The 23,821-nt window shown below is 74.6% G+C and carries 18 protein-coding genes and 1 tRNA gene; 5 read left to right on the top strand and 14 right to left on the bottom strand.

The window, feature by feature from the left end; genetic code table 11:
- Positions 1–60: 60 nt before the first annotated feature.
- From thrB to B5M43_RS04730, 6 genes are all read right to left on the bottom strand, one after another.
- The gene (thrB, locus tag B5M43_RS04755) at positions 61–993 is read right to left on the bottom strand and encodes a homoserine kinase (RefSeq protein ID WP_134746168.1); all 933 of its coding nucleotides are present in this window, start codon (positions 991–993) and stop codon (positions 61–63) included.
- A complete protein-coding gene (locus tag B5M43_RS04750) occupies positions 990–2,327 on the bottom strand; it encodes a homoserine dehydrogenase (protein ID WP_134746169.1) in 1,338 nt (445 codons plus the stop codon). Before B5M43_RS04750 ends, thrB begins: the two co-directional genes overlap by 4 nt.
- Positions 2,324–3,802 (bottom strand): diaminopimelate decarboxylase, encoded by a 1,479-nt coding sequence (gene lysA, locus B5M43_RS04745; RefSeq protein ID WP_230667679.1) that lies wholly within the window; start codon positions 3,800–3,802, stop codon positions 2,324–2,326. Before lysA ends, B5M43_RS04750 begins: the two co-directional genes overlap by 4 nt.
- A 244-nt stretch (positions 3,803–4,046) precedes the next feature.
- On the bottom strand, positions 4,047–4,847 hold the full coding sequence (locus B5M43_RS04740) for a hypothetical protein (RefSeq protein WP_134746170.1): 801 nt from the start codon (positions 4,845–4,847) through the stop codon (positions 4,047–4,049).
- Between the two features lie 22 nt (positions 4,848–4,869).
- The gene (locus B5M43_RS04735; protein WP_134746171.1) at positions 4,870–5,676 is read right to left on the bottom strand and encodes a DUF2993 domain-containing protein; all 807 of its coding nucleotides are present in this window, start codon (positions 5,674–5,676) and stop codon (positions 4,870–4,872) included.
- A 7-nt stretch (positions 5,677–5,683) separates the two neighbouring features.
- On the bottom strand, positions 5,684–7,351 hold the full coding sequence (locus B5M43_RS04730; protein WP_134746172.1) for an arginine--tRNA ligase: 1,668 nt from the start codon (positions 7,349–7,351) through the stop codon (positions 5,684–5,686).
- A 154-nt stretch (positions 7,352–7,505) separates the two neighbouring features.
- On the opposite strand from B5M43_RS04730, the gene B5M43_RS04725 reads away from it, so the two are divergent.
- The gene (locus B5M43_RS04725; RefSeq protein WP_134746173.1) at positions 7,506–8,318 is read left to right on the top strand and encodes an SGNH/GDSL hydrolase family protein; all 813 of its coding nucleotides are present in this window, start codon (positions 7,506–7,508) and stop codon (positions 8,316–8,318) included.
- 8 nt (positions 8,319–8,326) lie between these two features.
- Here the strand turns inward: B5M43_RS04725 and B5M43_RS04720 are convergent, their stop codons facing one another.
- The gene (locus B5M43_RS04720) at positions 8,327–9,637 is read right to left on the bottom strand and encodes an HNH endonuclease signature motif containing protein (RefSeq protein WP_230667677.1); all 1,311 of its coding nucleotides are present in this window, start codon (positions 9,635–9,637) and stop codon (positions 8,327–8,329) included.
- A gap of 357 nt (positions 9,638–9,994) precedes the next feature.
- Here B5M43_RS04720 and B5M43_RS04715 point away from each other — a divergent pair.
- Positions 9,995–10,070, top strand: a tRNA-Arg gene (locus B5M43_RS04715).
- A gap of 39 nt (positions 10,071–10,109) precedes the next feature.
- On the opposite strand, the gene B5M43_RS04710 is transcribed toward B5M43_RS04715, so the two are convergent.
- The 7 genes from B5M43_RS04710 to B5M43_RS04680 form a co-directional block, all read right to left on the bottom strand.
- Positions 10,110–10,892 (bottom strand): IclR family transcriptional regulator, encoded by a 783-nt coding sequence (locus B5M43_RS04710; protein ID WP_308067838.1) that lies wholly within the window; start codon positions 10,890–10,892, stop codon positions 10,110–10,112.
- Between the two features lie 10 nt (positions 10,893–10,902).
- Positions 10,903–12,483 carry a histidine ammonia-lyase gene (hutH, locus tag B5M43_RS04705; protein ID WP_134745941.1) on the bottom strand — a complete coding sequence of 527 codons (1,581 nt, stop codon included), beginning with the start codon at positions 12,481–12,483 and terminating at the stop codon, positions 10,903–10,905.
- Between the two features lie 168 nt (positions 12,484–12,651).
- Positions 12,652–14,133, bottom strand: coding sequence for a serine/threonine-protein kinase (locus tag B5M43_RS04700; protein ID WP_134745940.1), 1,482 nt, complete (start codon positions 14,131–14,133; stop codon positions 12,652–12,654).
- A 92-nt stretch (positions 14,134–14,225) separates the two neighbouring features.
- Positions 14,226–16,046: a gamma-glutamyltransferase family protein gene (locus B5M43_RS04695; RefSeq protein ID WP_134745939.1), complete on the bottom strand. Its 1,821-nt coding sequence runs from the start codon at positions 16,044–16,046 to the stop codon at positions 14,226–14,228.
- A gap of 43 nt (positions 16,047–16,089) precedes the next feature.
- Positions 16,090–16,953: a CPBP family intramembrane glutamic endopeptidase gene (locus B5M43_RS04690; protein WP_055993044.1), complete on the bottom strand. Its 864-nt coding sequence runs from the start codon at positions 16,951–16,953 to the stop codon at positions 16,090–16,092.
- 12 nt (positions 16,954–16,965) lie between these two features.
- Positions 16,966–17,715, bottom strand: coding sequence for a tRNA (guanosine(46)-N7)-methyltransferase TrmB (gene trmB, locus B5M43_RS04685; RefSeq protein ID WP_134745938.1), 750 nt, complete (start codon positions 17,713–17,715; stop codon positions 16,966–16,968).
- Between the two features lie 23 nt (positions 17,716–17,738).
- Positions 17,739–18,572, bottom strand: coding sequence for a DUF3097 domain-containing protein (locus B5M43_RS04680; RefSeq protein WP_134745937.1), 834 nt, complete (start codon positions 18,570–18,572; stop codon positions 17,739–17,741).
- 254 nt (positions 18,573–18,826) lie between these two features.
- On the opposite strand from B5M43_RS04680, the gene B5M43_RS04675 reads away from it, so the two are divergent.
- Genes B5M43_RS04675 through B5M43_RS04665 form a run of 3 tightly spaced genes read left to right on the top strand, consistent with a single transcriptional unit; the run spans position 18,827 to position 23,658 of the window.
- A complete protein-coding gene (locus B5M43_RS04675; protein ID WP_134745936.1) occupies positions 18,827–20,851 on the top strand; it encodes a TPM domain-containing protein in 2,025 nt (674 codons plus the stop codon).
- On the top strand, positions 20,851–22,866 hold the full coding sequence (locus B5M43_RS04670; protein ID WP_134745935.1) for a TPM domain-containing protein: 2,016 nt from the start codon (positions 20,851–20,853) through the stop codon (positions 22,864–22,866). Before B5M43_RS04675 ends, B5M43_RS04670 begins: the two co-directional genes overlap by 1 nt.
- Before the next feature lie 54 nt (positions 22,867–22,920).
- Positions 22,921–23,658, top strand: coding sequence for a PspA/IM30 family protein (locus B5M43_RS04665; protein ID WP_134745934.1), 738 nt, complete (start codon positions 22,921–22,923; stop codon positions 23,656–23,658).
- Positions 23,659–23,821 lie beyond the last annotated feature (163 nt).

Raw genomic sequence — 23,821 nt, 5'->3', positions numbered from 1 at the left:
GCACTCCTCGGCTCGGGGGAAGTCACGGGTGGGTCTCCATCCTCACATCCGGCGACGGCGTCACTCCGCCGCGGGCGACACGGTGCCGCCCTTGAAGTCGACGGCCAGCATGAGCGGCTGCCACGATCCGCCCGCGACCTCCTCGACCACCGCGGCGGCCTCGAGGCGGCGGCCGGGGCCGTCCGCGAGCACCAGCACGCTGGGGCCCGCGCCGGACACCACGGCCGCGAAGCCGCGCTCGCGCAGGGCGCTGACGAGCGCGAACGTCTCGGGCATCGCCTGCGCGCGCTTCTCCTGGTGGAGCTTGTCCTCGGTGGCCGACAGGAGCAGATCCGGGCTCTGCGTCAGGGCCGCGATCAGCAGCGCGGAGCGCGACACGTTGAACACCGCGTCCTCGCGCGACACCTCGGTCGCCAGCACGCTGCGCGCCTTGGAGGTCGACATGGTGTGGTCCGGCACGAAGACGACCGGCGCGACGCCCCGGTGCACGAGCAGCTTCTTGTGCTGCGGCACGCCGTTCTCGGTCCACGCGATCGTGAGGCCGCCGAACAGGGCGGGCGCCACGTTGTCGGGGTGCCCCTCGAGCTCGGTCGCCAGGCGCAGCAGGTCGTTCTCGGTCAGCACGGCCTCGCCCTCGAGCAGGCCCTTGGCGGCGAGCACGCCCGCGGTGACGGCCGCCCCCGACGAGCCCATTCCCTTGCCGTGCGGGATGCCGTTGCGCGCGACGAGGCGCAGGCCCGGCGCGGTCCGCCCGACCGACTCGTAGCAGTAGCGGATCGTGCGGACGATCAGGTGCGAGTCGTCGCGCGGGATCTCGTCCGAGCCCGGGCCGGTGACCTCGATCTCGAGCTCGCCCGGCGGCAGGGCCGTGACCTCGAGCTCGTCGTAGACGCTGAGAGCCAGGCCGAGCGTGTCGAAGCCGGGGCCGAGGTTGGCGCTGGTCGCGGGGACGCGCACGTGCACCGTGCGCGCGCCCGCGGGCGGCACCGTCACTCCCCTTCGACGCGCAGCACCGACACCACGCGTTCGACGACATCGCTCGCCTGCAGGCGGGCGACCGTGTCGCTCAGCGCCTGCTCGCGGGCCCGGTGGGTGCCGATCACGATGTGGGCGCGGCCCTCGGCATCGGTCGACGGGGTCTGCTCGACGGTCGCGACCGAGACGCCGCCCTCGCTCAGGATGCCGGCGATGCGGGCCAGCACGCCGGGCTCGTCGTCCACCTCGAGCGTGACCTGGTAGCGGGTCATGATGCGGCCGATGGGCGCGGTGGGCAGGTTCTGGCGCGGCGACTCGCCGACGCCGACGCCGCCCGCGATGTGGCGGCGCGCGGCCGACACGACGTCGCCCATGACGGCCGAGGCCGTCTGCAGGCCGCCCGCGCCCGCGCCGTAGAACATCAGGTCGCCCGCCGCGGCGGCCTCGACGAACACGGCGTTGTTGCCGCCGTGCACGCTGGCCAGCGGGTGGTCGCGGCTGATGAGCGCCGGGTACACGCGCACCGAGATGGACTCGCCGTCCGCGTCGGCCGGGTCGGCGCCCTCGGCGCCGCCGTCGGCCGCGAGCCTCTCGCACACCGCGAGCAGCTTGATCACGAAGCCCGCGCGGCGCGCGCCCTCGATCATGTCCGCCGTGATGCTCTCGATGCCCTCGCGGTGCACGTCGTCGATCGAGACGTGCGTGTGGAACGCCAGGCTCGCGAGGATCGCGGCCTTCTGCGCGGCGTCGTAGCCCTCGAGGTCCAGCGTGGGGTCGGCCTCGAGGTAGCCGAGCTCGGTCGCGATGCGCTGGGCCTCGTCGGCGCTCAGCCCCTCGCGGTCCATCTTGTCGAGGATGAAGTTGGTGCTGCCGTTGACGATGCCGAAGATGCGCTTGATGCGGTCGCCGGCGAGCGAGTCCTTGAGCGGGCGGATGATCGGGATGGCGCCCGCGACGGCCGCCTCGTACGACACCGAGGCGCCGACCTGGTCGGCGGCGTCGAAGATCTCGGCGCCGTGCGTGGCGAGCAGCGCCTTGTTGCCCGTCACGACGTCGGCGCCGGAGTTCAGCGCGGCGAGGATGTGGGTGCGGGCCGGCTCGATGCCGCCCATCAGCTCGATCACGATGTCCGAGCCCACGATGAGGCTCTCCGCGTCGGTGGTCAGCAGCTCGCGCGGCAGGTCCACGTCGCGCGGCGCGTCGACGTCGCGCACGGCGATGCCGGCGAGCTCGAGCTCGGCGCCGGAGCGCTCGGCGAGCTCCTCGGCGTGGGTGAGCAGCAGGTGCGCGACCTGGGATCCGACGGAACCGGCCCCGAGCAGGGCCACACGGAGGCGACGGTGATCGATCATTCTTCTCCCTCTGCGACGGCGGATCCCGTGTCGATTCCCGCATCGCGGGCGAGCAGATCCTCGATCCGCTCCCCGCGCACGATGATCCGCGCCGTGCCGCCGGTGACCGCCACGACGGGCGGGCGGGGCACGTGGTTGTAGTTGCTGGCGAGCGGGGCGCAGTACGCGCCGGTCGCGGGCACGGCCAGCAGGTCGCCGGGCGTGACGTCGCCCGGCAGGTACTCGTGGTCGACGACGACGTCGCCCGACTCGCAGTGCAGGCCCACGACGCGGCTGAGCACGGGGCCCTCGACGCCCTCGCGCGACGCGAGGCGCGCCGAGTACTGGGCGCCGTACAGCGCGGGGCGCGCGTTGTCGCTCATGCCGCCGTCCACGCTCACGTAGCGGCGCTCGGCCACGGTCGATCCGGTGTCGACCTGGACGGACTTGGTCGTGCCGACCTCGTACAGCGTGACGCCGGGGGTGCCGATGATCGACCGGCCGGGCTCGAACGCGAGCACGGGCAGCGGGATGCCCCGCACGGCGCACTCGTCGGCGACCGCGTCGACGATGCCGTCCGCGAGCTCCGCGATCGGCGTGGGGGTGTCGGCGCGCGTGTAGGCGATGCCGAAGCCGCCGCCCAGGTTGAGGACGGGCTCGACCGAGCCGTCCGCGCCCGTGGCCGTGAACCGCTCCTGCTCCAGCAGGCGCGCGTGCAGCTCGAGCACGCGCGAGGCCGACTCGCGGAAGCCCGCGGTGCCGAAGATCTGCGAGCCGATGTGGCAGTGCAGGCCGGCGAAGTCGACCAGCTCGAGCTCGTGGATGCGCTCGACCGCGCGCTCGGCGGCCTCGAGCGTGAACCCGAACTTCTGGTCCTCGTGCGCGGTCGCGAGGAAGTGGTGGGTCTCGGCGTGCACCCCGCTGTTGACGCGCACCAGCACGGTCTGGCGGCGGTCGAGGCGCTCGGTGATCGCCGCGAGGCGCTCGATCTCGATGTCCGAGTCGACGATGATCGTGCCGACCCCGACCTCGACCGCGCGCTCGAGCTCGAACACGCGCTTGTTGTTGCCGTGGAAGCCGATGCGCGAGGCCGGGACGCCCGCCGCGAGCGCGACGGCCAGCTCGCCGGCCGAGCACACGTCGACGTTCAGGCCGGCGTCGATCATCCAGCGCGCGACCTCGGTCGACAGGAACGCCTTGCCCGCGTAGTACACGCGGGCCCGGCCGCCGTGGCGGGCGGCGGCGTCGCCGAAGGCGCGCAGCGTGCGACGGGCGCGGTCGCGCGCCTCGTCCTCATCCAGCACCAGCACGGGGGTGCCGAAGGTCCGGACGAGCTCGGGAGCGGGGATGCCGGCGATCACGAGGGCGCCGTCCGCGTCGCGGTGCGCGGAGGCGGGCCACACGCCCGGCGCGAGGTCGTTGGGGTCGTCGGGCAGGGCGAGCCACTCGGGCGCGAGGGCTCCGCTCACAACAGCTGCGGCTGCGTCGTCGGGCACGACTTTCTCAATCGGGTGGGGCGTTCGGTGGATGCCGCGGCACGGTACGCTCACGCGCCGCCGGTGACCACTGAGTCTATGACACCTGCACCGCGCCTCCCGACGGGGATGGGCGCCGCCCGCGGCCGACCCGGCCGGCGCATCCGAGGGGATCAGCAGATCGGAAGGCGATCCGGCATCCGCACGGCTTCGGATGTGCAGATCCCTTCGCCGCGACTGGGCGAAATGCGCGGCGAGCGATCGATCAGAGCGCCAGCCGGAAGCGCCGCTCGCCGCCCACGCGGCGGAACCCGGCGCGGGCCAGGATGGGCGCGGACGTCGCGATCCTGCCCTTGACGAGCGCGAGCGTCGCGCCGTGCTCGGCGGACAGTCGCAGGCGCTCGGCCAGCACGGCCCGGTACGCGCCCCGGCCGCGAGCGCCCTCGAGCGTGGCGGCGCCCCACAGCCGCGCGACCGTGCCGCGCGGTCCCGGCGCGAGCGTCACGCCGCCGGTCGACACGACGTCGCCGTCGAGGGTCGCGAGCACGCGGAACCCCGTGCCCTCGGCGGCGCCGCGCCGCTCCTCCTCGAGCACCTGCGCGATCCGCTCCTCGCTCGGCACGGCGTTGGCCCACACGGCGGCGTTGATCGCGCCGATCGCGATCACGTCCTCGCGGGATGCGACGCGGCGCGCCGAGACCCCCGGCGCGGAAGGCGCGGGGTCCGCGGGGAGCGGGCGCGCCAGCACGTCCAGCCGCTCGATCACGGTCGCGCCCCGGGCCTCGAGCTCGGCGGCCACGGTCGGGTCGTCGCGGTCGGCGAGCGCCCACTCGAGTGCGACGTCGCCCCACTCGCGGGCGACCGCCACGGCGTCGTCCACCAGCTGGGCCGCCGCGCGCCCGCGCGGGGTGCGCTCCACGGCGACGTGGCCGCCCACCCACGCCGGGCGCTGGATGATCGTGAGCTCGCCCTCCGCGACGCGGGATCCCTCCGGCACCCAGCTCCACCGGGCGGCCGCGTCGAGCACGTCGTCGTCGGTCCAGGTCGTCTGATCGCTGATCGGCACGCGACCGATGCTAGCCAGCGGCTCAGTCGCAGGTGCCGGGCTCCAGGAGGGCGGGATCCGTCATCATGCCGGCCGCGACGTCGAGGTCGGCGACGAGCGCGTCGCCCTCGACCGCGACGGCCGTGAGCGCGAGGCCCGACGGCAGGCGGTCGGCGAGGCACACCGGCACGGGGCCGAGCTCGGTGCCGGCCATCGCCGCCAGCTGCTCGAGGGAGAGCTGCGCTCCCCCGATGCGCGCGCCCGTCGGCTCCAGCGTGAGGTCGCCGTCGGCGGCGCCGGGGGCGAGCGACAGCTCGATCGGGATGGACGCGCCGAGGATCGAGACCTCGCTCGTCAGCACGGCGTCGGGCTCGGCGAGCGTCACCGTGGGATCCGCGAGCGCGTCGGGCAGCCGGGCGTCCGCGAGCAGCAGCTGCAGGTCGTCGGCCCCCAGGCGCAGCTCGGCCGTGCCGGGCCCACCCTGAACGCCCTCGCGCAGCGGGACGCCGGTGAGGCGCACGTCGGCGTCGACCGTGAGACCGGCGGCGGCCTCGCCCGGCAGCGGCACGTCGGCGCCCGTGACCCGCAGTTCGTCGAGGCGGCCGGCGATCAGCTGCGGCAGCACCAGCACGCCGCCGACGGTCACGTCGAGCGGCTGGTCCTCGGGCAGCCCGAGCTGAGCCACGACGGTCTCGCGCACGCGCTGCGGCACGATCGAGCGCGCGACGCCCTCCGCGACGACGACCGCCGCGACCGCCAGGAGGACCAGGGTCGCCGCCAGCACCCACGGCCAGCGACGCCGGCGCCTGCGGGGCGCGGGTGCGAGGGACGCGTGGGCGCTCGCCGTCATCCGGTGGCTACATCCGCTCCGGCGCGCTCACGCCGAGCAGGTCGAGGCCGTTGCGCAGCACCTGGCCGGTGGCGTCGTTCAGCCACAGGCGGGTGCGGTGCACGGGCTCGATCTCGGCGTCGCCGAGCGGGGTCACGCGGCAGTTGTCGTACCAGCGGTGGTACAGGCCCGCGAGCTCCTCGAGGTAGCGCGCGACGCGGTGCGGCTCGCGCACCTCGGCCGCGAACGCCACGATGCGCGGGAACTCCTGGAGCGCGCCGAGCAGCGCCGCCTCGGTCTCGTGCGTGAGCAGCTCGGGGGCGAACTCCGAGCGGTCCACGCCCACGTCGGCGGCGTTGCGTCCGACGTTGTGCGTGCGCGCATGCGCGTACTGCACGTAGAACACGGGGTTGTCGTTCGTGCGCTTGCGCAGCAGGTCGGGGTCGAGCGACAGGGGCGAGTCGGCCGGGTAGCGCGCGAGCGAGTAGCGCAGCGCGTCGGTTCCGAGCCACTCGCGCAGGTCGTCGAGCTCGATGATGTTGCCGGCGCGCTTCGAGAGCTTGGCGCCGTTGATCGACACCAGCTGGCCGATCAGGATCTCGATGTCCTTGTCCGGGTCCTCGCCCGCCGCGCCCGCGAGGGCCCTCAGGCGGTGCACATAGCCGTGGTGGTCGGCGCCCAGCAGGTAGATCTTGTGCGCGAAGCCGCGGTCGCCCTTGTTGAGGTAGTACGCGGCGTCCGCGGCGAAGTACGTGTACTCGCCGTTGGAGCGGCGGATGACGCGGTCCTTGTCGTCGCCGAAGTCGGTCGTGCGCACCCACACGGCGTCGTCCGCGTCGAACACGTGGCCCTGCGCGCGCAGACGCTCGACGGCCTGGTCCACGAGGCTGGGGCCGCCGTCCTCGCCCTTGGCGTGCAGGATGCGCTCCGAGAACCAGACGTCGAAGTGCACGTTGAACTGCGCGAGCGACTCCTTGATCTCGGCGAGCTGCAGCGCGTAGGCGTCGTCGCGCGCCGCCTCGAGCTGGGCCTCGGGGTCGAGGTCGAGAATGTCGGGGCGCCCCTCGAGCACGCGGCGCGCGAGGTCGTCGATGTACTCCCCCGCGTAGCCGTCCTCGGGCTTCGGCTCGCCCTTGATGGCGGCCAGCACCGAGGCGCCGAAGCGCGTGATCTGCGCGCCGGCGTCGTTGATGTAGAACTCGCGGGCCAGGGTGGCGCCCGAGAACTGCAGCAGGCGGCCGATGCTGTCGCCCAGCGCGGCCCAGCGCGTGTGGCCGATGTGGAGCGGACCGGTCGGGTTCGCGCTCACGAACTCGAGGTTGATCGAGTTGCCCGCCTGGGAGTCGTTGCGGCCGTAGTCGGCGCCCGCGTCGACGATCGTCTTGGCGAGCGCGCCCGCTGCTGCGGCGTCCAGGCGCACGTTGATGAAGCCGGGGCCGGCGACCTCGACGCTCGCGATGCCGTCGACCGCGGCGAGCCCGTCGGCGATCTCCTGCGCGAGCTCGCGCGGGTTCGTGCCGAGGCGCTTGGCGAGCTTGAGCGCGATGCTCGTGGCCCAGTCGCCGTGGTCGCGGTTCTTGGGGCGCTCGAGCGTGATGTCCGCGGCCGCGAGCCCCAGCTCCTCCTCCGGGCGTCGTCGCTCGGCGATCGGCGTGATGACGGCGAGCAGGGCGGCGGCGAGGGCATCCGGGTTCATAGCCCGACAAGTCTATTGGTCGGCGGGCGAGGCGACCGCCGGGGGATCCTCAGGCGACGGGCGACACGGCCAGGCGACCCCGCGCCCGGCCGCGTTGCGCCGCCGTGCGGGAGCGTTTCCTTCTGTTCAGATGGATCGCCTACCCTGATCGGTGATGGCGCCCGCGACCCGCTCCCGCCCTGCCGTCGTCGCGCTCACCGTGACGACGGTGCTCGCCGTACTCGCGGCGCTCGCGGCCGGGGCGCTGCGCCCGTGGGCCGCCCCCGTCGCCGAGGTGGAGCAGGCGTCGTCCGACCAGGCCGTGCTCACGCCGCCGCCCATCCGCCTCCCGCCGCACCCGGATGTGCTGGTGTTCGGAGACTCCTGGACGTACGGCTCGGCCGCGACGCCGATCGACCGCGGCTACGCATACGTGCTCGCCGAACTGCTGGACGGCACCACGACCGTCGACGGCGGCCGCGGCAGCGGTTATCTGCGGCCCGGGCTGGACCGGCCGGACTTCGGCACCCGCATCGCGGCGCTCGACCCGGCCGCCGAGTACGACCTGATCATCGTCCAGGGATCGATCAACGACCGCCGGGAGCCCGCGGCCGGGTACCGCGCCGCGGTCACCGCCGCGTGGGACGCCCTCGTGGAGATCCACCCCGGCACGCCGGTCGTCGTGCTCGGCCCGGCGCCGCAGGTGCTTCCGGTCGAGCCCGCCACCGCGCGCATCGACCGCGACCTCGCCGAGCTCGCCACCGAGCGGCAGTGGTGGTACATCTCGCCGATCCAGGACGGGTGGATCACCGAGCAGAACTACCTCTCGGTCATCGACACGAGCGACTACGGCCGCAACCACCCGTCGGTCGCCGGCCACGCCTACCTGGCGCAGCGGCTGGCCGACGCGCTCGCCGAGATCACGGATCCGGTGACGAGCCTCGAGGCCTCCGACGAGGAGATGCCCGAGCCCGCGACGCTCCCGTAGCGGGACCGTCAGAACGGGGGCGGGTCGGCGCCGAAGTCGGCGCGGGCGATCTCGGCGGATGCTTCGAACCTCACGACCGGGGTGGGTTTGTGCTTGTAGGCCCTGCCGGTAGGGCTGATGACCTCCATCACCCCGCCCGGGCCGTGGCGGAAGTCCCAGTTCGAGTTGTGTTTCAGCACGTGGTGGGCGCGGCACAGGTTGGCGAGGTTGCGGACGTCGGTGGGGCCACCTTCCGAGTACGGGATGGTGTGGTCGTCCTCGCAGCGGACCGCCGGTTGCCGGCAGCCGGGGAAGCGGCAGTGCTCGTCCCGGGCGATCAGGAAGCGGCGCTGCGCTTTCGTGGGCGTGTAGGTGTCGACGGTCTTCAGGCACCCGGTGTCCGGGTTCTGGAACAGGCGCGTCCACTTGGCGGCCTCGCCGGCCAGGCGGCGGGCCGCGTCGGCGGGTATGGGTCCGTATCCGGCGAGGAACGCGGACTCGTCGCCGACGCCGGTCAGTGACTGCCACGGGACGGTGACCTGAACGGTGGCGGTGATCTTCGTCAGGGCGTCGCCGCCGTGCTGGTCGATCAGCTCGGCGGTGGGGAGGCCGGCGAGGGCGATCTCGGCGAACACGTCCGCCCGGATCTGATCCAACGTCCGCTCGTCGGTCTCATCCTTGGTGCGGTAGATCGTGCGCGCCATCTGAGTGACCCGGTCATGCATCGCGTACACCGTCACCGCCGGGCCGATGTACGTGAGCTCGCCCATGCCGTCCGGAACCGGTGCCACGCTCACGGAGCGGTCGGCCATGGCCTCCTCGTGACGCTCCTCCAACGGCAACGGCTCGATGTCATCCGCGAGCTTCCGCGCGACGGAGCCCAGCTGTCCGCCGGTGAGCTTCTCCGCCCGCGGCAGGATGATCCGCTCGAACTCCGCCCGGGAGTCGTCATCCTCGAGGCGACTGCCGGCGTCGACGATCGCGCGGACATGGGCCTCGCTGATCCAGCCCTCCTCGAACAGGGCGAACGTGGCCGGGAACCCGTCCACCAGGTCGACTGCCCACTCCATCCGGGCCCGGATCGTGCGGTCTGACATCCGCCCGGCGACCGCGAACTCCGCGGCCATGGACCTCAGCGGGTGCTCGAACTCCGAACCCGTCCCACCCCGGCGGGTCTGAGCCTCGGCGATCGCGCGGCCCTCGGCGAGGATCCGCGCCTGCCGGGCATGGGCCTGGGCGATGACGACCTGCTGCTCCAGGTAGCCGTCGACGAGCTCTGACGTGCGGGCGCGTTCGGCCGGGGTGGGAGCCCACCGGGTCGAAGTCGCCTGTGCCGTCATGGCCCGATTCTCCTCCGGGCCACCGACATTCACCGGCCGGAAAGCGCAGATCAGCGATTCAAACCGAATCTGTGGAGAAGTCCTCGGGGCGGTGCCCTGTGGACGAGCGGTGGGCCGGTCGGCGGGGGATGTTCGGACACGTTTCGACTCCGGCGCTGGCGCGCCTCCGCTCAACGACCGGAGGGTGGGCCGGCGCTGGCGCGCCTCCGCTCAACGACCGGAGGGTGGGGCCGGCGCCGGCGCCCCTCCGCTCAACGACCGGAGGGTGGACGTCGCGGGCGCCCGCCTCACGACGCGCTTCGTCTGACGACTGTCGGTCGGGACCACCGCCGTCGACTGATATCCTCGATCAGGTATGCGCCCGTAGCTCAGTGGATAGAGCACTGGCTTCCGGTGCCAGGTGTCGGGGGTTCGAATCCCTTCGGGCGCACCAACCGGGAAGGCCCCGCCGAGAGGCGGGGCCTTCCTCTTGTCAGGCGTGCCGCGCGCCGTGGATGCGCCGCGAGATCTTCTCCGCGGTCGCGCGCGCGGCCTCCACCAGCTCCGGGATGCGCCCGGGCGGCACGGAATCGTCGGGATACGTCACCGCGATCGCCGCGACCGGCCAGTCGCGGTGGTCGAGCACGGGCACGGCGACCGACGACATACCCGGCGTGATGTCGCCCACCTCCTCGGCCCAGCCGCGCTGCCGCACGGCCTCCAGCACCCGGCGCAGCTCGGAGTACGTCGTGACGGCGGGATGCTCGGCGTGACGCTGCACGAACGCCTGCGCGCCCGGATACAGCGCGCGCAGCTGCGCCTTCGGGAGCGCCGCGAGGATCGCGCGCCCGCTCGCCGTGAGCTGCGCGGGCAGGCGCACATCCACACCGCTGACGAGATCCGGCGCGTGCTTCGCGCGCATCTCGACCACGTACAGCACCTCCCGGCCGTGCAGCACCGCGAGGTGCGCGCTCAGGCCGATCCGATCGACGAGGCGGCCGACCAGCACGCGGCCCACGCGCGCGAGCGGATCCGTGCGGGCGTACGACGAGCCGAGGTCGACCGCCGCGATCCCGAGGCCGTAGCGGCTCTCCTCGGGCAGCCGCATGACGTAGCCCTCGCGCTCGGCGACGTTGAGCAGGTGATAGACCGTCGAGCGCGGCAGGTCCAGGCGCTGCGCGATCGTCGCGGCCTGCAGCGGACCGCTCGACCGGGCGAGCAGGCTCAGGATGCGCAGCCCGTTCTCGAACGCCGGGACGCGGCTCGACTCCGTCACCGGCACGACATTACGCCAGGGCGCCGACCGCCTCCTCGACGGCCGCGAGCACGCGCCCCGACTGCACGTGCGCGACCGCGCGGTCGACGTCGGGAGACGTGAAGACGTCCGTCCCCGGGGCCGCGATGTCGGTGCGGAACAGCGCGTGCACGGCCTCCGTCGCGGGCCCGGGCCGCCCGGCACCTGCCGCCAGGCGGAAGTCGAGCGCGCGCGTCGACGCGAGCAGCTCGATCGCCAGCACGCGCGACAGGCCGTCGATCGCGCGGCGCAGCTTGCGGCCGGCCGCCCACCCCATCGAGACGTGGTCCTCCTGCATCGCGGACGACGGGATGGAGTCGACCGACGCCGGCACGGCGAGCCGCTTGAGCTCCGACACGATGCCCGCGGCGGTGTACTGCGCGATCATCAGGCCCGAGTCGAGGCCGGGGTCGTCGGCGAGGAACGGCGGCAGGCCGTGGCTGCGCGCGACATCCAGGAAGCGGTCGGTGCGACGCTCCGACATCGAGGCGACGTCGGCCGCGGCGATCGCGAGGAAGTCGAGGACGTAGCCGACCGGCGCTCCGTGGAAGTTGCCGTTGGACTCGACGCGCCCATCCGGCGTGACCACGGGGTTGTCGATCGCGCTGGCCAGCTCGACGCGGGCCACGGATGCCGCGTGCGCGGCCGTGTCGCGCGCGGCGCCGTGGACCTGCGGCGCGCACCGCAGCGAGTAGGCGTCCTGCACGCGCGTGAACTCGCCGGCCCCGGGCCGCGAGATCAGACCCGAGTCGCGCAGGATGCGGGCGATGTTGGCGGCCGACGCCGCCTGCCCCGGATGGGGGCGCAGCGCGTGCAGGTCGGCGGCGAAGACCGTGTCGGTGCCGAGCAGCGCCTCGACGCTCGCGGCCGCCGCGACGTCCGCCACGCGCAGCAGCGCCTCGAGGTCGTGCAGCGCGAGCAGCAGCATCCCGAGCATCCCGTCGGTGCCGTTGATGAGCGCCAGGCCCTCCTTCTCTTCGAGCACGACGGGCTCGATCCCGGCCTCGGCGAGCGCGTCGGCGGCCTCGCGCGGCGCACCGGACGCGTCGCGGACGCGCCCCTCCCCCATGACCGCGAGCGCGCAGTGCGCCAGCGGCGACAGGTCTCCCGAGCAGCCGAGCGAGCCGTACTCGTGCACGATCGGCGTGATCCCCGCGTTCAGCAGCGCCGCGTACGCGCGCGCCACCTCGGGGCGGACGCCCGTGCGCCCCGTCGCGAGCGTGTCGAGACGCAGCAGCATGAGCGCGCGGACGACCTCGCGCTCCACCTCGGGCCCCGTGCCCGCGGCGTGCGAGCGGATGAGCCCGCGCTGCAGCTGGCGGCGCTTCTCGACCGGGATCTGCACGGTCGCGAGCGCCCCGAATCCGGTCGAGACGCCGTAGTGCGGCCGGGTGTCGTGCGCCAGGGACTCGATGAGCGCGCGGCTGGCGGCCATGCCCCGCAGGGCCGGATCGGACAGCTCCACGCGCGCGTCCTCGCGCGCGATCGCCACAACGTCTGCCGGCGCGAGGCCCGCACCCCCGAGCGCGATGGTCCGCCGGGGTCCGGTCGAGAGGTCAGGGTGCGCGGTCATGGAGCCATTCGACTCCGGTCGGGCGCCCGCGGCGAGCCGTCGCGCGATGATCGCGTCTGGGATCCCAGAACGGATGCGCACGGATGCCGCACGCGCCGCGCGTCGCCCCGCGGATCATCCGGGAAGGTGTGGGGGCGACGGCGACGAGGCATGCCGTCCCTTCCAGCCTCAGTCGCCGTCGCGCCCCTTGCCCGACGTCCCCACGCCGGGCTCCCCGTTCCCGTTCCCATTCCCATTCCCACGGGTCTTGTCCTCCGACGCGGCGTGCGCCGGCACGGCCGGGCCCTCACCGCTCGGAGTGGTCGAAGTCTTCTGCTGCGGCGCCGGCTCGGCCTCGGCCGGCGCGGCCGGCCGGCTCGCGGTCTCGGCGACGGCGGGCTCGGCGGCAGGGCCCTGCGCGGGCTGCTCCGCGGGCGCCTCGCTCGGCGCCACACGTGCCTCGTCCACGCGCGTCTCCACCTGACGCGCGCCGACCGTCGGCGACTCGGCCGGAAGCGCCGCCGTGGCACCCCACGCCCCGATGCCGAGCACCAGCGCGCCGACGGCCGCGAGGCCGGTCACGCCGAGCGCCCCCGGCCGGCGCCGCGACGCTCGGCGGCGCCCGCGGCGGGACGCCGAGGCGACCGGAAGCACGCGCGTGAGCTCTGCCTCGTCGGCGATGCGCGGCGCGGGCGCCACGACCGGCGCGTCGGCCTGGGTCGCGGGGCCGTCGTCGAGCTTCACGGGCGCGGTCACATCGGCCGCCGCGGGCAACGCCGCCGCGGTCGCGCCGGGGTCGGCGTCCGCGCCGGTCAGCGCGCGCGCCCGCTCGGCCACCTGCCGGGCGGTCGGCCGCTCGGCAGGGTCGGTGGCGGTCATGGCGGTCAGCAGCGAGCGCCAGCCGTAGCCGAACCCGCCCGGCACCTCGGGCGCCGTGTGCAGCCTCGCGACCGCGGCCTCGATCGGCGTGGTCTGCGGGAACGCGCGGCGGCCGGTGAGCGCCTCGATCAGCACGAGGCCCAGCGCGTAGATGTCGGACGCGGGCGAGGGCTCGGCGCCCCGCGCCTGCTCGGGCGAGAAGTAGGCGGCCGTGCCCACGGCCATGCCCGGCGTCGTCAGGCGGGCGGCGTCGACCAGGTAGGCGATCCCGAAGTCGGCGAGCGACACGCGCACGGGGCTCGGCGCCGCGTGCATCAGCACGTTGGCCGGCTTCACGTCGCGGTGGATGACGCCCGCGCCGTGCACGGCGTCGAGCGCGTCGCCCAGTTCGGCGGCGATCTCGGCGACCTCCGCGGGAGGCACGGGACCACGCGCGATCCGGTCCGAGAGCGTGCCGCCGTCCACGTACTCGAGCACCATGTAGCCGGAGCCGTCCTTGGCCGTGCGCGAGTCGTACAGCGTCACGAGCGACGGGTGGCTGAGCGAGGCGAGCAGGCGGGTCTCCGATGCGCGGCGCTCGCGATCCCGTTCGTCGGCGGCAGCGGCGGCGAACAGCTTGATCGCGACGGTGCGCTCGAGGACCATGTCGGTCGCGCGGAAGACGGCGCCCATCCCTCCGCGCCCGACCAGCTCCTCCAGGCGGTACCGGCCGTCCAGGACGTCACCGGGGCGAACGTCGACGGCCGGGGCCTGCGCCCGGGGATCCGCCTCGAGGACGCTCGCATCTGTCATGTATCCAGGATGCGGGGCCCGGTGAATTGTCCCGAAAGGCTTGACAGTCCGTCGGATCTATGCCCACGGTCCGGTCTTGACGATTCGTGCGCTCATCGACCCACCGCGTAGCCCTGCGCGCCGCGCGGGTTGGCGGCGGCGCCCAGCAGCCCCGTGGCGGCATCGCGCGTCACGGCCGACAGCCGCCCGAGCGCCCAGTCGCCCGCGCGCGTGACGACGTGGCCTCGCGCGGTCAGCCCCGCGATCACCTCGTCGCCGATCCGGTCCTCGACCACCGCGCCCGCCGGCGTCCCGGTCCGCGGCCAGAAGGAGCCGTGCATGGACGTCGTGTGCAGCGCCGGCGCGTCGATCGCCTGCTGCGGCGTCCAGCCCCCGACCAGCACGCGCAGCAGCAGGAGCAGCTGCCACTGGTCCTGCTGGTCGCCGCCCGGCGAGCCGAGCGCCATGACCGGCGCCCCGTCACGCAGCACGAGCGTGGGCGTGAGCGTCGTGCGCGGCCGGCGGCCAGGCTGCAGGCGCGAGGGCGACGACTCGTCGAGCCAGGTCATCTGCAGACGCGTCCCGAGGCAGAAGCCCAGCTCGGGGATCTCGGGCGAGGACTGCAGCCAGCCGCCCGACGGCGTCGCCGAGACGATGTTGCCCCAGCGGTCCACCACGTCGAGGTGGACCGTGTCGCCGCGCGTGCGGCCGGCGGCGTCGGTCTCCAGCGCGCCGGTCTGGCCGACGCGCACGGTCGGCTCCCCCACGCCGGCGCCGACCGCGCCCTGCTCGCGCAGCGGCGACAGGGGCGGCGTCGCACGGCCGGGCACCGCACCGGGTCGCACCTCGCGCGACGCCGTGTCGCCGATCAGCGCGCGGCGCTGCGCGGCGTACTCCTCGGACAGCAGGTGCTGCAGCACGCCGGGGCCGATGTCCTCGCCGTACCAGGCGTCGCGGTCCGCGAGCGCGAGCTTGAGCGCCTCCAGCACGGTGTGCGCCCCGAGCTCGGTCGAGGGATCGAGGCGCTCGTCGTCGAAGCCGTCGAGGATGCGCAGCGCCTGCAGCAGCGCGGGCCCCTGCCCCCACGGGCCCGTCTTGGCGATCGTGTGCCCCCGGAACGGGATGGTGACGGCGGGCTCGTACGACGCCGCGAACCCCGCGACATCCGCCGCGGCGATCACGCCCGCGTGGTCCCCGCCGTCGGAGTGGCGGTGAGGGACGCGCGCGGACTCCTCCGCGGCGCGGCCCACGCGCTCGCGCCACAGGGCCCGGGCCGCGTCGATGCCGTCCTCGCGCGAGGCGACGGCGGACGCGGCTCGGGACAGGTCGGTCAGCAGGGCGCCGTAAGCGGGTGCGCGCAGCACGTCGCCCTCCGCCGGCACGCGCCCATCCGGCAGCCAGCGCTGGGCGGACGTGGGCCAGTGCTGCCGGAACAGGTCTGCGACGCCCGCGATCGTCGTGCACACGCCGCGCACGGCGGGGTGGCCGTCGATCGCGTATCCGATCGCGAACTCCAGCACGTCGGCGAGCGGCCACGTGCCGTGGTCGCGCAGCAGCAGGAGCCACGCGTCCACCGCGCCGGGGACGGCCGCGGCGAGCGCGCCCGATCCGGGCACGAGGTCGAGCCCGAGCGAGCGGAAATGCTCGATCGTCGCGCCCGCGGGCGCGGGCCCCTGACCCATCAGCACCACCGGCGTCGATGGCGCCTCGGCCGTCGCGAACACCGCGGTCAAGTCGCCGCCGGGGCCGTTCAGATGCGGCTCGACCACCTGCAGCACGAACGCGGCCGCCGCGGCGGCGTCGAACGCGTTGCCGCCGCGCTCCAGCACGGCCTGCGCGCTCGAGCTCGCGAGCCAGTGCGTCGACGCCGCCATGCCGAAGCGTCCCCGCAGGTCGGGCCGGGTCAGGTGCGCGGGAGGCGGGGTGAAGCTCATGCGCTCCAGTCAACCAGCCGTGCGGGACGGGAGGCCCGCGCGGTCAGACCAGGAACAGGCCGTCGAGCATCCCGGGGTTGTGGCCGTGCACGAGAACGAGGAACACGACCGCGTCGAACAGCAGGTGAACCGTCACGACGTACGCGAGCGAGCGCGTCCGGAGGAAGATCAGGCCCTGCAGCAGGGCGAACGGGATGGTGAGCACCGGCCCCCATTCGCGGTAGCCGAGCTCCCACAGGAACGACACGAACACGATCGCCTGCAGCAGGTTCGCCGCCAGATCCGGCAGGTGGCGGCGCAGCAGCGCGAACACCGTGCAGATGAAGAACAGCTCGTCCCAGATGCCGACCGCGCCCACCCCGACGAACAGCCGCGCGATCAGATCCGGCGTGTCCACCACGGGCCAGTTGCGGTACACGCCGCTCGTCACGAAGTAGAAGGGCAGGATGAGCCAGCCGAGCGCGAGCACGGCGACGAGCCACCCCCACTGCAGCCGCCCCCAGCGCCCGCCGCCGCGCCACGGGAAGCGCACGGCATGGTCCCGGAACACGAAGCGGGACAGCACGTACGGCACCGCCACGGCCCCGCCGAGGGCCAGCGTGAACCGCAGCATGGACAGGTCGTCCAGCTGCGCCTCGAGCGAGATCACGCTGACGATCAGCATGCCGATCGCGATGAGCCCCAGGTCGCGCAGCAGGCCGGGGCGACGCCGGATGCCCGCCGGATCGCGGCGGTCGCGCACGGCGGCGAGCGCCAGCCCGGCCGCCAGCAGCGCGATGCCCAGCCATTCGATCTCGACCACGAAGAACGCGGGCGCGGCCAGGCACACGAGCAGACCCGCGGTCAGGACGAGCGGCTCGACCGCGTGCGCGTCCGGCGCCCGCACCTGCCCCGTCTTCGCCGCCATCCGGATCGGCCCTCAGCCCCGCGCGACGCGGCGGTAGGTCAGGTCGCGGATCTCGCGCCCCTTGGCGATGCCCTTGCGTTCGAACGCGGTCATGGCGCGGCCGTCGAACCGCGGCGCCCAGGCGTCCTCGCCGCCGTCGAACGCGCGCTCGAACTCGGGCTCGGCGTCGAGCACCTCGCGCATCTGCAGCGCGTAGTCCTCCCAGTCGGTCGCGAGGCGCAGCAGCCCGCCGTCGCGCAGCGCGCGGGCGGCCGTCGCGCCGAAGCCCTCCTTGACCAGGCGGCGCTTGTTGTGCCGGCTCTTGTGCCACGGGTCGGGGAAGAAGACCCAGACCTCGTCGGCCGCGCCCTCGGGCAGCAGGCGCTCGAGCACCTCGGGCGCGTTGGCCTCCACGAGCCGGAGGTTCCGCACGCCCGCGCGGTCGGCGTCGAGCATCGTGCGGGCGAGGCCGGCGCGGAACACCTCGACCGCGAGGAAGTCGACGTCGGGACGCGCCGCGGCCGCCGAGACGATCGCGTGGCCCTGCCCCGATCCGATCTCCACCACGAGCGGCGCCGTGCGGCCGTAGACCTCGGCCGGGATCAGGCGCGCGTCGGGGTGCACGGACGTCGACGCGACGTCGCGCGGCACGTCGAAGGCGTACCGCGGAGCCAGCTCGCTCCAGGCGCGCTCCTGCGCGTCCGACATCCGCCCGCTGCGGCGGACGAACGACACGGGCTGCTTGCGGAACGACGGCGCGTCGTCAGCGGGTTCCTCGGGCATCCCTCAAGCGTATTCGGCGCAGCCTAGGGCGCCGTCACGAAGTCGATGAGCTCCTCGACGCGGCCGAGCAGCGCCGGCTCGATGTCGCGGAACGTGGTGACCTTCGACAGGATGTGCTGCCACGCGCGGGCGGTGTCGGCCTGCTCGGCGTGCGGCCATCCGAGACGGCGGCACACGCCCTTCTTCCACTCCTCGCCCTTGGGCACCTCGGGCCACGCCCTGATGCCGACGGACGACGGCTTGACGCACTGCCACACGTCGATGAACGGATGGCCGACGATGCGCATGTGGCGCCCGTGCGGGCTCTGCTCGATCGCGCGCGCGATGCGCTGCTCCTTCGAGCCGGGCACCAGGTGATCCACCAGCACGCCGTACCGCCGGCCGGGACCGGGCGGCTCGTCCCGCAGCAGGTCGGGCAGCCTGTCGACGCCCTCCAGGTACTCGACCGCCACGCCCTCGACCCGCAGGTCGGCGCCCCACACCTTCTCGACCAGCTCGGCGTCGTGCCGACCCTCGACCAGGATGCGGTGCGGCAGGGCGACACGGGCGCGCTGCTCCTCGACGGCGAAGGAGCCGGATGCGGTCCTCCGGCGCGCCTGCGGCGCGGCCTTCGGCACCACGAGCTCGACGGGCTCGCCGTCGATCAGGAAGCCCTTGCCGAGCGGGAACACGCGGCGGCGGCCCTTCCCGTCCTCGAGCTCGACGCTGCCCGCCTCGAGCCGGGTCACGGCGCCGCAGAACCCGTCGCCGGCGACCTCGACGACCAGGTCGATCTCGGCCGGCACGGTCTGCACCTGCTTCGCGCCGCGCTGGCGCCATCCGGTCGCGAGCACATCGGTCCCGTAGCGATCTTCCATGGTCCTCCGTCCGGCGAGCAGGGGGCGTGCGGCGCGCGCGCGACGCACCAGCCTACGTTCGAGCCGCCCACGGAAGCCCTCGCGACGCGCCCCGAGGAGGGGTCCGCGCGTCCGCGGGGAGCGAACGGATGCCGCGCCGATCGGCCCTTTCCGGCATGCCGCACGGTGCATAGGATCGAGGACGGAGCGCCCGGTCGCGGCGCTGCCGCGGAGGGGGCGCGATGACGGCGTGGGGCACGAGGACGGCGCGGTCGATGCGCGCGATGCTGGCGATCGGGCTGGCGACGGGGGCCGCGCTGATCGCGACGCCCGCGCACGCAGAGGACCCGGTGGAGCTCGACGACGACTTCGTGCTCGACGAATCCGACGTGCTGAGCCCGGCCGAGGAGCAGGAGGCGCAGACGCGGCTCGCGCAGCTGAGCGCCGACACCGGCTATGAGCTGTGGGTCGTCTACGTCGACACGTTCGAGAACCCGCCCGCCGCCGACGACTGGGCCAACACGACGGCCGAGTCCAACGGCCTCGGGATCGACCAGTACCTGCTGGCGGTCGCGGTCGAGGACCGCAACTACTATCTCTCGGCGGCGACCGAGGGGCCCGTGAGCGAGCAGCGGATCGCGGAGATCGAGTCGGCGGTACAGCCCTTCCTGTCGGCCGAGGACTGGGTCGGCGCCGCCGACGCGGCCGCCGACGGACTGGACGGCTCGGGACCCGGTGGCGGCGCGGCCGGCGGCGGCTCCGTCCTGCCGTGGGTCATCGGCGGGGCCGGGGTCGCGGCGGTCGGCGGCACGGCGTGGTACCTCGCCTCCCGCCGCCGCAAGGGCACCTCCGGCGGCCAGGCCGGCCCGGGCGCCGAGCCCGAGGTCACGACCGAGGAGCTCGCGCGCCGCGCCGCCTCGGCCCTGGTCGGGACGGACGACGCCGTGCGGGCGAGCGAGCAGGAGCTCGGCTTCGCGATCGCGCAGTTCGGCCGCGAGGCGACCGGCGAGTTCGAGCAGGCGCTGCAGGCCGCCAAGGCCGACCTCGCCAAGGCGTTCGAGCTCAAGCAGCGCCTGGACGACCACGAGCCCGACGCCGAGCAGGACGTGCGTGCGTGGAACGGCGAGATCATCCGGCTGTGCGAGGCGGCCGCGACCACGCTCCAGGACAAGCAGGCCGCGTTCGGCGAGCTGCGCCGCATCGAGCAGGACGCCCCCGCCGCGCTCGCGGAGGTGCAGCAGCGTCGCGCCGCGGCGGACGGGGCACCCGAGCGGATCGAGACCGGGGTCGCCGAGCTGCGGTCCCGCTACGCGGCCGACGCGATCACGACCGTCGCCGACAACCCCGCGCAGGCGCGGGCGCGGCTGGCGTTCGCCGACGAGCAGCTCGCCCGCGCGCAGCAGCTGGTCGGCGCGGGCGACGGCGGCGAGGCCGCCGTCGCGATCCGCGCCGCCGAGCAGGCGGTCGCGCAGGCCGCGCAGCTCGAGAAGGCGGTCGCCGATCTCGGCGCGACGCTCGCGACGGCCGAGCAGCAGGCCGCGGCGCTCGTGGCCGACCTCGAGCAGGACCTCGCCCGCGCGCGCACGCTCCCCGCCACGGCGGAGGTCGTGGCCGCGGTGGCGGCGACGGAGCAGGCCGTCGCGCAGGCCAGGCACAACCTGTCGGGATCGGCCCGCAGCCCGCAGGCGCTGCTCGAGGCGCTCCAGGCCGCGAACGCGCAGATCGACGCGGTCGTCGGCAGCGCGCAGCGCGCGCAGCAGATGCTGGGGCAGACGCTGCTGCAGGCCCGCAGCCAGGTCACGGGCGCCGAGGAGTACATCGCGGCGCGGCGCGGCGCGGTGGGCGCCGAGGCGCGCACACGGCTGGCCGAGGCGGGCGCCGAGCTCGCGCGGGCCGAGGCCCTCCAGTCCGGCGACCCCGCGCAGGCGCTGCAGCGCGCGCAGCGCGCCCTGCAGCTCGCGTCCGAGGCCGCGCGCCTCGCCCAGGCCGACGTCGAGTCGGCCGACTGGGGCGGCGGCCTCGGCGGAGGCATGCTCGGCGGCGGCATGGGCGGCGGCATGCTGGGCGGCGGCGGACGCGGCGGCGGCATGGTGGACGGGCTCGTCGGCGGCCTGCTGGGCGGCCTGATCAGCGGCGGCCTCGGCGGGGGCGGCACACGAGGCGGCACGAGCGGCTGGGGCGGGGGCTCCGTGCTCGGCGGCCTGGGCGGAGGACTGGGCGGCGGCCTCGGCGGCCGCAGCAGCCGCGGCGGCGGCGGATTCGGCGGGGGCCGCGGGCGTCGTGGAGGCGGCCGCTTCTGATGCGTCTCGCGCCGCGCACCCCGCCCGCCGTCGCCACGGCGGCCCTGGCGGGTGCGCTCGCGCTCGCGCCGCTCGCGGCCCATGCGGAGCCGCCGGGCGACCTCGACCCGGGCTACGTCACGGATCGCGCAGGCGTGCTGTCGGCATCCGAGGAGCGGCGGCTGGAGCAGCGCCTCGAGGCGCTCGCCTCGGCGCCGGATCGGCCGGAGCTCTACGTGGTGTTCGTCGACGACTTCACGTCGCCGTCGAACGCACTGCAGTGGGCCGACCGCACATCGCTTCAGAACAACCTCGCCGCGGACCAGTACCTGCTGGCGGTCGCGACCGAGGGCCGCGCGCTGGCGATCTCCGCCGAGTACGAGGGCGGTCCGCTCCGCGAGAGCCGCGTTCTCGAGATCGAGGACCGGCTCGGCTCGGAGCACCTGGCGGACGACGACTGGGTCGGCGGCGTCGAGTTCGTCGCCGACGAGTTCGACGAGGTGCCGCCGCCCTGGTGGGTGTGGCTCATCGGCATCGGCGCCGCCGCCCTCCTGGTGTTCCTGATCGTGCAGTTCGTGCTGCTGGGGCGGCGCCGCGCGGCCCGCGCCCTCGAGCTGCGCACGCTCGCGGGGCAGCGCCGGCGCGCCTCGATCGCGCTCGTGCGCGCGGATGAGGCCCTGCGCACCAGCGAGCAGGAGCTCGACTTCGTCACGGCCGAGTTCGGCGAGGACGCCACGCGCGAGTACGCGCAGGTGCTGGCCGAGGGACGGGAGCGGATCGACCGCGCGTTCGAGCTGCAGCGCCGCCTCGAGGACGCGACCGAGGACTCCCCCGCCGACACCCGCTCGTGGACCGACGAGATCCTGGCGGCGTGCGCGGCCGTGGACCGCGAGCTCGAGCGGCACCGCGACTCCCTCGCGCGGCTGCGCGCGCTCGCGACGGACGCGCAGGCGACGCTCGAGCGCCTGGAGCGCTCCCGCGCGGAGGCGGACAGGCTCGTGGCCTCGGCCGCCGAGCGGATCGCCACGATGTCCGCCGCCTACGCGCCCGCCCGGGTCGCGCCCGTGGCCGACAACGCGTCGGAGATGCGGCGGCGGCTCGAGGCGGCCGACGAGTGGCTCGGCAGGCTGCGCGACGCCGTCGCGCGCCGCAGGGCCGCGCAGATCTCCGCAGCGGTGCACGAGATCGAGCGCCTGCTCGCGGAGGCGACCGCGCTGCACACGGCGGTCGAGGCCCACGCCGCGACGCTCGGCGTGGCCGCCGCGAGCGGTGCGCCCGCGGTCGACTCGGCCGCGGTGGGCGGCGACCTCGGCCACGGCCCGTCCGCCCTGCCCTCCTCTCCCGGCGCGGCCGGGGAGCCGACGGGCGACCGGGAGCTCGACCGCGCGGCCTCCGCGGTCCGCACCGCCGAGGCGACCGTCACGGCGCGTGCCGGGCGGGTGTCCGCCGTCGCGCTCGGCGCGCTGCGGCAGGCGCACGCCGCCCTGGCGCTGGCGCGCGCGGCACTCGCGACGGATGCCGCCGCGGCCACCGGCCACGCCCGCGACGCCGTGCGGCACGCCGAGACCGCGCTGACCGCCGCGGGCATCCGGTCCGACGAGCGCCCCGGGCGGCGCCGGGCGCGCGCTTTCGGCTCGAACGGCGCCGAGGCGTCTCCGACACGATCCGCCGACGAGGACGACGGCGCCGGCGGGCGCGCCCTGTGGGGCGCGGTCAGCGGCGGCGCGGTCGGGCTGTTCTCGAGCCTCGGCGTCGCGGACGAATCGGACGGCGCGGCGGGGATCGTCCTGCTGTTCACGCTGGGCGGCGTCGTGCTCGGGGCCCTGTCGGGCCTGTTCGGCGACGGCGAGGGCGGCGGATCGTCCTCCGGCTGGGGCGGATCGTCCTCGTCCGGATCCTGGTCCCGCTCGTACAGCCGCTCCTCGTTCGGCGGCCGCTCATCCGGCGGTCGGTCATCCGGCCGGTCGTCCTCGCGCTCGTCCCGCTCGTTCGGAGGAAGCAGATCGTCCGGCCGCTCGGGAGGGCGGCGCTTCTAGACTCGCCCTCGAGGCACCTCACGCACACCTCAACCGCCACACGAAAGGCACAACATGGCAAAGCAGTCGATCTTCGGGCGCATCTCCACGCTCATGAAGGCGAACATCAACGCGATCCTCGACCAGGCCGAGGACCCGGAGAAGATGCTCGACCAGCTGGTGCGCGACTACACGAACAACATCGCGGACGCCGAGGCGGCCATCGCCGAGACCATCGGCAACCTGCGGCTGCTCGAGCGCGACCACGCCGAGGACAAGCAGGCCGCGGTCGAGTGGGGCAACAAGGCGCTCGCCGCGAGCCGCAAGGCCGACGAGCTGCGCGCGGCGGGCGACCCCGTCGACGCCGACAAGTTCGACGCGCTCGCGAAGGTCGCGCTGCAGCGCCAGATCTCGGCCGAGAACGACATCAAGGCCACGGCGCCGCAGCTCGAGGCCCAGAGCGAGGTCGTCGAGAAGCTCAAGGCCGGCCTCAACGGCATGAAGGTCAAGCTCGAGCAGCTGCGCGCGAAGCGCAGCGAGCTGATCGCACGCCACAAGACGGCCGAGGCGCAGACCAAGGTCGTGGACGCCGTGAAGTCGATCGACGTGCTCGACCCCACCAGCGAGCTCGGCCGCTTCGAGGAGAAGGTGCGCCGCGTCGAGGCGCAGGCCCAGGGCAAGGCCGAGCTGGCGGCCTCGAGCCTGGACGCCCAGTTCGAGAGCCTCGAGGACCTCGGCGAGCTGACCGAGGTCGAGGCGCGCCTCGCGCAGCTGAAGTCGGGCGGTCAGCCGCAGGGCCAGCTCGGCTCCTGACGCCCGGTCACGACCGCGGGGCTGCACTCGATCGGGTGCAGCTCCGCGGTCGCTCGATCGCAAGTGGGCCGCCCACGCCGACACAACGCAGGACTTCCCGCGGATCCCGGGCGTGCCGCCCGCTTCGCGCCCCGCGACACGCCGTCGACACGGCAGAGGTCCT

This window comes from Microbacterium sp. MEC084 (genome assembly GCF_004514465.2).
Lineage (GTDB): Bacteria > Actinomycetota > Actinomycetes > Actinomycetales > Microbacteriaceae > Microbacterium.
Note: the sequence above shows the minus strand (reverse complement) of the source record. Positions and strands in the feature narration are given on the sequence as shown.

Coding starts and splice junctions, on each gene's coding strand:
- B5M43_RS04750 (WP_134746169.1), bottom strand. CDS start 2,327: ATGATCGATCACCGTCGCCTCCGTGTGGCCCTGCTCGGGGCCGGTTCC.
- B5M43_RS04735 (WP_134746171.1), bottom strand. CDS start 5,676: ATGACGGCGAGCGCCCACGCGTCCCTCGCACCCGCGCCCCGCAGGCGC.
- B5M43_RS04730 (WP_134746172.1), bottom strand. CDS start 7,351: ATGAACCCGGATGCCCTCGCCGCCGCCCTGCTCGCCGTCATCACGCCG.
- B5M43_RS04725 (WP_134746173.1), top strand. CDS start 7,506: ATGGCGCCCGCGACCCGCTCCCGCCCTGCCGTCGTCGCGCTCACCGTG.
- B5M43_RS04720 (WP_230667677.1), bottom strand. CDS start 9,637: ATGACGGCACAGGCGACTTCGACCCGGTGGGCTCCCACCCCGGCCGAA.
- hutH (WP_134745941.1), bottom strand. CDS start 12,483: ATGACCGCGCACCCTGACCTCTCGACCGGACCCCGGCGGACCATCGCG.
- B5M43_RS04700 (WP_134745940.1), bottom strand. CDS start 14,133: ATGACAGATGCGAGCGTCCTCGAGGCGGATCCCCGGGCGCAGGCCCCG.
- B5M43_RS04695 (WP_134745939.1), bottom strand. CDS start 16,046: ATGAGCTTCACCCCGCCTCCCGCGCACCTGACCCGGCCCGACCTGCGG.
- B5M43_RS04690 (WP_055993044.1), bottom strand. CDS start 16,953: ATGGCGGCGAAGACGGGGCAGGTGCGGGCGCCGGACGCGCACGCGGTC.
- trmB (WP_134745938.1), bottom strand. CDS start 17,715: ATGCCCGAGGAACCCGCTGACGACGCGCCGTCGTTCCGCAAGCAGCCC.
- B5M43_RS04680 (WP_134745937.1), bottom strand. CDS start 18,572: ATGGAAGATCGCTACGGGACCGATGTGCTCGCGACCGGATGGCGCCAG.
- B5M43_RS04675 (WP_134745936.1), top strand. CDS start 18,827: ATGCGCGCGATGCTGGCGATCGGGCTGGCGACGGGGGCCGCGCTGATC.
- B5M43_RS04670 (WP_134745935.1), top strand. CDS start 20,851: ATGCGTCTCGCGCCGCGCACCCCGCCCGCCGTCGCCACGGCGGCCCTG.
- B5M43_RS04665 (WP_134745934.1), top strand. CDS start 22,921: ATGGCAAAGCAGTCGATCTTCGGGCGCATCTCCACGCTCATGAAGGCG.